The 7,576-nt window shown below is 54.1% G+C and carries 8 protein-coding genes; 7 read left to right on the top strand and 1 reads right to left on the bottom strand.

Annotated features, from left to right (window positions below):
- The 6 genes from PAT3040_RS36755 to PAT3040_RS04155 all read left to right on the top strand — a co-directional run.
- On the top strand, positions 1-723 hold a 723-nt coding region (locus tag PAT3040_RS36755; protein ID WP_181376430.1), incomplete at its 5' end, for a hypothetical protein.
- Between the two features lie 253 nt (positions 724-976).
- Entirely contained in the window at positions 977-1,471 is a 495-nt protein-coding gene (locus tag PAT3040_RS04175; RefSeq protein ID WP_246608616.1) for a YlbF/YmcA family competence regulator, read from the top strand.
- A gap of 44 nt (positions 1,472-1,515) precedes the next feature.
- Positions 1,516-1,779 (top strand): YlbG family protein, encoded by a 264-nt coding sequence (locus PAT3040_RS04170; protein WP_087567766.1) that lies wholly within the window; start codon positions 1,516-1,518, stop codon positions 1,777-1,779.
- Between the two features lie 183 nt (positions 1,780-1,962).
- Positions 1,963-2,400 (top strand): hypothetical protein, encoded by a 438-nt coding sequence (locus PAT3040_RS04165; RefSeq protein WP_087567767.1) that lies wholly within the window; start codon positions 1,963-1,965, stop codon positions 2,398-2,400.
- Positions 2,401-2,526: 126 nt separating this feature from the next.
- Positions 2,527-3,438, top strand: a complete 912-nt coding sequence (locus PAT3040_RS04160; protein WP_087567768.1) for a selenium metabolism-associated LysR family transcriptional regulator — start codon at positions 2,527-2,529, stop codon at positions 3,436-3,438.
- A complete protein-coding gene (locus PAT3040_RS04155; protein ID WP_108991641.1) occupies positions 3,429-4,337 on the top strand; it encodes a PHP domain-containing protein in 909 nt (302 codons plus the stop codon). Before PAT3040_RS04160 ends, PAT3040_RS04155 begins: the two co-directional genes overlap by 10 nt.
- Before the next feature lie 65 nt (positions 4,338-4,402).
- On the opposite strand, the gene PAT3040_RS04150 is transcribed toward PAT3040_RS04155, so the two are convergent.
- A complete protein-coding gene (locus PAT3040_RS04150; RefSeq protein ID WP_108991640.1) occupies positions 4,403-6,151 on the bottom strand; it encodes an Rqc2 family fibronectin-binding protein in 1,749 nt (582 codons plus the stop codon).
- Positions 6,152-6,390: 239 nt separating this feature from the next.
- On the opposite strand from PAT3040_RS04150, the gene PAT3040_RS38395 reads away from it, so the two are divergent.
- Positions 6,391-7,576, top strand: a 1,186-nt coding sequence (locus tag PAT3040_RS38395; RefSeq protein ID WP_146200358.1) for a cation-translocating P-type ATPase, incomplete at its 3' end; no start/stop codon positions are given.

Here is a 7,576-nt window from a genome sequence, read left to right as displayed (position 1 = left end):
GCGGCGCTGGAATCGATGTTGGAGCAATGGGCAAGCCGCGCCTGCCAATTCGAATTTACGCAGGCTACCCTGCTTCGGTGCCGCTCGGAGGACCGCGCCGACTGGCTTGCCGCACAGGTGCAAGCTCAGCCCTTTGAGCTGCAACGAATAGGTCCTGCAGTCTTCGTCGTGGATGCGGCGCATGTCAGCCCTTTGCGCAAGCTGTTGCAGCAAGCCGGATTCCCGCCTCGCAAAGGCGTGTCGCCAAAATGGCGGGCTCCGGAAGAGGAGTCCCTTGCATCAATAATCCATGCAGAGGAGGCAGAGGATGTAGAGGAGGCGGAATGGCAGCCCGTTATTCCGGTTCCTGGCGTCGAAGGTTTGTATGTTGCCGATCACGCGTCCATTCGCCGATGCGAGCTGGCGAGCGATCCCGTTCCGGAAAGGCTTCTCGCAGCGGACTGGGCTTCGGTCCCGCAGATGTGGTCCAGGCAGCTGCGCGATTATCATCTGTCCACGCGCAAGGAGTTGCTGCAGAAAGCGATCACGCTAGAAACATCTGTCCGTATAGTGACGAACCAAGGTATGCGGACATTTGTTCCTGAGCGTCTTGAAGGACGAGGCGGCATGGAGTGGTCGGTAGCCGGTTCTTGGGGCGATAACGTATCCGATCAGCCTGTCAGACTTACTCCCGACATGTGGGGCGAAATGGGGATCGACTTGCCTGACGGGATAGTTACTTGACAATACATCTATTGGCTAAAACCCTGTAATATGATAATGTAATAATGCGAGTTCAAAAAATTTGGTTCTCAGTACCGAGAAGATTGAAGGCAACTAGAAACTGAGTAGCGGAGCGTAGCAGAGCTACGTGAGCAACGGAAGGTTCGGTTGCGTTCAATCTTCGATGTCGAGTAAGCTTCTAGGCATACTTCGTAATGGGAATCGGAATTTTTGAACAACCTCTAGTAGCAAGCACGAGGAAAGAGGTGTATTCATGCCAATTGCCGAACCTTATTTGATGTCGATGGCAGATGGGCAAGGGGACGCCGCCGAAGCAACGCTTGACATGGCGTCTTTGCTGCTCAGCGCTTACGAATTGGGAGACTGGATTAATCAATCGGCAGAAGTTGCCGAGTACACATACTGGAAGACGGCAGTAAGTCAGAATGAAGAAGCGGCGCTTCGGCAGCGGGAATTCGGGAAGGCGAAGGAGCTGTTCGCCGAATGCCAGCGATTTGGCAGATTCCATCCCGACTATCATGAGGCCAAAGACAAGATGAAGGCAGCCGAAAAACTGCTGGATGAGGTGGAATGCGTCAAGCGTTTCAAGCTGGCTGAGCAAGCGGTTGACGAGATGCTGCACGAGGTTGCGGTTATGATCGCCGAATCGGTATCGGATACGATTAAGGTGCCGAGCAATGAAAAGGGATCGGGGAGCGGCTGCGGGGGCGGCGGATCTTGCAGCTGCGGAAGCGGAGGCTGCGGCTAGCGAGCAAGGCGGCTTGGCGCGATTGTTGAGGGGGCGTATAGAGGATGTTGCCGGAACGAACGGGTTTTATTATATGGGTCAGCGACTTAAAAGCGGCAAGAGCATTGGAACGCTTCGGCAGTGTCCACTACATGTCCAGAAAGCTGCATTATGTCGTACTGTACATGAATGCGGACAGGGCGGAGGAAGCCGTGCGGCAGATGACTCGCCTGCCCTACGTGCGCAAGGTAGAGCGCTCCTATCGCAATGAGATCAAGACGGAATATAGCAAGGACAGCGAGGACAAAACAAGGTTTTACAGTTTGTAGCCAGTCATGGGAAACGCTTGAGCCCTTCGGTATGGGCTTGAGCGTTTTTTTTGACCAGTTATACATATTATGCCATATTTGGCCTGACTTTATTTTATTGTTGAAATATTGGACAGCCGTGATAGAATGATAGTATGTACATAGGTTAAAAGCCCTGGTTCCTTGGGAGGAGTAGGTTGCGAGATGAAGGATAAAATGACGAGAAGATGGAGCACTTATGAGTCGTTTTATGTTGAGCTCGGCGACAAGAAGGTGGTTGACATCATCATTACCAACCACGCGAAGAGCCGGTGGCTTGACCGTATCGAGACGGAGAAGACCGGATACGACGATATTGCCGAATTTTTATGGGAATGTTTGAAAAAGGACCGCATTGAACCATACTATCGCAATGAGCAAGATGTATATTTGATCGATGACGATCTGGTGTTTGTCGCGGAATTTTCGGATTCGCTTACCGAACGGGATTTGCTGGGCAACCCGCTCCATAAGATGATCGTAGTGACGTTTCTGGGACGAATGTCGGAGACGATCGAGCTCCGCGATCTGAAGTCGTATTACTCCTGGTTAAGACATTCCAGACGAATGACGCTAATCAAAAATAGCCGCAAGCGCAAATAATACAATTCATGCCAAACTTAAATATTATTAATTGGATCGGAGCGCAGAGTCGACAAGACATGCGCTTTTTTGTCGTATCCCGATCCATCCTATTGTATAATAAGGGCAAAGAAAGGACGGGTTATTATGGCGCTTAATTTCCATCAGTTGCATATATTCCATACGGTTGCGGAACGGGGGAGCTTCTCGGCCGCCGCGCAATCTCTTCATATGACGCAGCCCGCGGTAACGATGCAGGTGCAGTCGCTCGAGGAATATTTCGGCACGAAGCTGCTGCAGCGTTCAACGAAGCGGATCGAGCTCACCGAGGCCGGCAGGGCGCTCATGCCTTATGCCAAGAGCAGCATCGAGCTTATCCGGGATACCGATCAGGCGATGTCGACATTTACGAAGCAGCTCAAGGGCAAGCTGCAGCTTGGCTCCAGCTTGACGATCGGCGAATACATTTTGCCCCGGCTGCTGGGACCGTTCGGACAGGAGTACCCTCATATCTCCATCAGCATGAAGGTTATGAACACCGCTCAAATAATGGAAGATATTCTCAATCATCAATTAAATTTCGGATTAATCGAGGCGCCTGTTAATCACCCCGACATGTATATGGAAGCGGTGATGAACGACGAGCTCGTATTAGTGGTCCATAAGGACCATCCCTTGGCGGAAGTTTCGGAAACCACTCTTGCGGATGCGCTGCAGTATACGTTCGTGCTGAGGGAGCAAGGCTCGGGGACAAGACTTGTCATGGAGGATGAGCTGCGGAACAAAGGATTCGATCCATCCGCCATGAAAATCGTGATGGAGCTCGGAAGCACCGGCGCAGTCAAGTCGGCTGTAGAGGCGGGGCTCGGCATCTCGATCTTGTCGACCTCTTCGGTCAAACATGAGATGGCTCTCGGATTGATCAAGACGGTCAAGCTGACGGATGCCCGGTTTCACCGGCAGTTCTATTCGATCTACCTCAAGTCCGCGCTGCTGCCGATATCTGCGGTGACGTTCCTGACGTTTCTGAGAGAGAGGGATTTGAAGCAATGGCTGTAACGAATAAAGGGGCAAAGAAAACTGCCGACAACGGCCGAGTCGATCTTCATTGCCATACGACGGCTTCGGACGGCATGTTCGCTCCCGCCGAGGTAGTCCGCAAAGGCCATGCGGCGGGATTGTCCGCCATCGCCATTACGGACCATGATACGGTAGCGGGTGTCGCCGAAGCGGCGGAGGAAGGCGAACGTCTCGGCATAACGGTTGTGCCTGGCATAGAGATCAGCACATATGCGGAAGGCGCCGACATTCATGTACTGGGCTATTTTACAGCCAATGACAATGAGTTGTGGCAGGAGCGTCTGTCCAGTCTCAGAGGCGTAAGAGGGAACCGAAACGTTCTCATCGTGGAGAAGCTCCGGTCGCTCGGGATTGCGATCGCCTGGTCGGATGTAGAAGGGATTGCCAATGAAAGAAGGCCGGCCGACGGGACGAAAGGAAAAAGCATCGGACGTCCCCATATTGCCGAAGCGTTAATTCGCAAGGGGATCGTTGCTACCATGGGCGAAGCGTTTGATCGGTATCTGGCGGCAGGGGCGGCCGCTTATGTAGAGATGCCCAAGGTCCACCCTGTAGAAGCGCTGCGCTGGATCAAAGAGGCGGGCGGCGCCGGCGTCATTGCGCATCCCGGCTTATACGGGCGGGACGCCTTGGTAAAAGAGTTGATTGCAGCTGGAGCGGATGGGATCGAGGTCTACCATCCCGATCATGGCGCGGAGAGCGAGCAGCGTTATTTGGAGCTCGCCCATCGTCATGGCATTATAGCGACCGGGGGTTCGGATTATCATGGAGAGCGGAACGGCGAAAGTTATCATGGCGCCATTGGCAGCAGGTGCGCATCTCCCGATACGATTCGTGCCTTGCTGGACAAGTTATTGCAGAGAAACGGGACGGTGTAACGTTTAACGAATAAACGGCGGAGCGCGCTTGCTCCGCCGTTTGGCGTTCAGGACATCTGTCCAGCTTAAGATTTGATTTCGCTGGCCAGCGATTTCAGCCGCGCAGTGTCCGGCGTGATAAACAGCGTCTTTTGATTGTCGTAGATGACGAAGCCCGGCTTTGCGCCGTTCGGCTTGCGCACATGCCGGATTAGCGTATAGTCGACGGGCACCATGCTGGATTCTTTTGCTTGGCTGTAGAAGGCGGACAGCATCGCGGCTTCCTCCAGCGTGGCGTCGCCGAAGTCGCCGCCGCGAATGACGACGTGAGAACCCGGAATGTCTTTCGTGTGAAGCCAGGTATCCGACGGAGCAGCCAGACGATTGGTCAAATATTCGTTTTGCGTATTATTTTTGCCGACATAGACGGGAATGCCTTCTGAAGATGTATAACAGAGAAGGGCCGGGCGTGTCGGCTTTTTGCGTTTAGGGCCTCTGCGATTCCGTTCCCTCATATAACCTTGCTGGACCAGCTCGTCCCGAATTTCCTCGATATCCGCAAGCGAAGCGTAGTCCAGCTGTTGCAGCAAAGCTTCGAAATAACGGATTTCTTCCTCCGTCAGACTCATCTGCTCTCCTACAATCGATAAACTGTTGCGATGTTTCGTATATCTGCGGAAGTAACGTTGAGCGTTCTCTGATGGATTAAGCTGCGGGTCCAGCTCAATCGTCACTTCCGCCGCGTTCTCGTCATAGAAGTTGACAAGCGTAATAGAGCTGTCGCCCCGATTGATCTGATGCATGTAAGCCGTCAGCAGTTCGCCCAGCACTCTGTATTTTTCCGCGTCCCGAGCCACCTCAAGCGTTTCTTGAAGCTTTTTGATCTTCGATACGTTTTTGGCTTTTTCGTTTTGCACGAACCGGATCAGATCCGCGGCCCGCTGCTTTACCGTATCGCGCTCCGCCTTATCGCCGTAGAACGACTCCAAGCATTCGCTGACGCTGTCATAAGGGGACCATTCGCCATGAATATGGGTTAAGCGCGTAATCGAGAAACTTGATTTGCCTGTTCCGATATCGGTCACGATACCCGGATTATAGCGGTGCTCGCGAACCTGTTCTATCATGTCCAGGAAGCTGTTCCATAACGAACCTTCGCTGCCGTCGTCTTTGGATCGGAACACGATTTCCTTGGCAAGAAGGGGGCTGAGACCGCTAAAAGCGGCAACCAAAGCTTGGGCATCGGTAAGGGCAGTCCGATCCTCGCCTGACGCTGCCGCCATTAGCGAACGGAATTCCGCCTCTTCGGTCACCTCGATTGGGTCTCGTTTGTTCTGATCCGGCGGAGCAGTATAGGCACTGCCTGGCATGACGATCCGGAAAGCGCTGATGGCAGGCGTGACATGGTGAATGCCGTCATGGATAAGTCCCGTTCCTGCATCCATCAAAATGATGTTGCTATGGCGGCCCATAATTTCGATAATGATGCGCTTGCTTGACAGGTCGCCAAGCTCGTCGCGATGCCTCACGTCGATATGAATGATCCGTTCATTGCCAACCTGGCTGACTGCTTCGATGACGCCGCTCTCGCAATGCTTTCGAAGCAGCATGCAGAACATGGGAGCTTCCAGCGGGTTGACATACGTTCCCGTCGTCCAGTGGACGCGAGGATACGTGGGATTGGCGGAGAGCAGCAGCTTGCCTTGTGCTCCGCCGCCCCGAATGGACAACACGAGATCGTGTTCGGTCGGTTGATGTATTTTATGAATGCGTGCGCCTACGCAGCGCTGAAGGTCTTGCACGAGTGCGCGTGTTACGATTCCGTCGAGTGCCATTGTCGTTATGTACCTTTCTTTTTGCAGGATGTCTCTATCATGCCATATTCGGGACAAAAAATTAAGTGCGGTGGGATATTTTACGGGCTGTCCGAATACATTTGTCCTAAGCGGTTGTTCACAATAATTCTCGGATTGAAGCGCGCTGCGCCGCCAAGGACGGCGACAGCCGTTTCACCTTGGGACATGCTCGGGGCGGCTGACTGCTGGACCGGCAACAAACGGGAGGGAGTCGTGCAATGGAACAGTTGAAATGGCATCAATACGGCGTAAACGATTTGACCGAGCGGCTGGGCAGCTCGCTGCAAGAAGGGCTTAAGCCTTCCGCAGCGGCGGAGCGGCTGGAGGAAAATGGCGCGAACGAGCTGACAGAAGGGAAGCGGGTTCCGCCGATTCTGTTGCTCCTGAACCAATTCAAGGACTTTATGGTGCTGATCCTGATGGGAGCCACGCTGATCTCCGGACTGCTCGGCGAATATCTGGACGCCATTACGATTATTGCTATTATCGTTATTAACGCAGTGCTCGGTTTCGTACAGGAATTCCGCGCGGAGCGTTCTCTTCGCGCGCTCAAAGAGCTGTCGGCTCCCTCGGCCAAGGTGCTGCGCGGAGGCGAGCTGATTACGATAGCGGCACGCGAGCTGGTTGCCGGCGACATTGTTTATCTGGAAAGCGGGGATCGCGTTCCTGCGGATGTGCGCCTGATCGAAACGAACAGCTGTTACGCGGAGGAATCCGCATTAACCGGGGAATCGGTTCCCGTCGGCAAATACGCTGCTCCGATACCCGACGGCGATCTGCCGCTAGGCGATCAACGGAATATCGGCTTTATGGGGACGATGCTTACGCGAGGCACAGCTAAGGGCATCGTCGTTCGAACGGGCATGGAGACGGAGATGGGCAAGATCGCGGGTCTCATTCAATCGACGGAATCTATGGAGACGCCGTTGCAGCATCGTTTGGAGCAGCTAGGCAAGCTGCTAATCATGGTCGCGATCGGGCTTACGATCATGGTCGTCGTCGCCGGCATCCTGCACGGGCAACCCGCATACGGCATGTTCCTCGCGGGGGTTAGCCTGGCGGTGGCAGCCATCCCGGAAGGGCTGCCCGCAATCGTCACAATCGCTTTGGCGCTTGGCGTGCAGCGCATGATCAAGCGGAAGGCGATCGTTCGCAAACTGCCTTCCGTGGAGACGCTCGGGTGCGCGTCCGTCATTTGCTCCGACAAGACGGGCACGCTGACGCAGAACAAGATGACCGTTACCAACGTGTGGCTTAGCGACCGCAGGCTGGAAGTGAGCGGAGAAGGATATGACCCCACGGGGGCGATCTATGAGAACGGAAAGGCGATTGATCCGAAACACGATCTTCATCTGAAGCGGCTTCTGCAGGTGGGGGCGCTTTGCAACAACGCGCAGGTCGAAC

It is taken from the genome of Paenibacillus agaridevorans (assembly GCF_003112455.1).
Lineage (GTDB): Bacteria > Bacillota > Bacilli > Paenibacillales > Paenibacillaceae > Pristimantibacillus > Pristimantibacillus agaridevorans.
The sequence above is the reverse complement of the archived record's forward strand: the minus strand, read 5'-3'. Positions and strand labels throughout refer to the sequence as shown.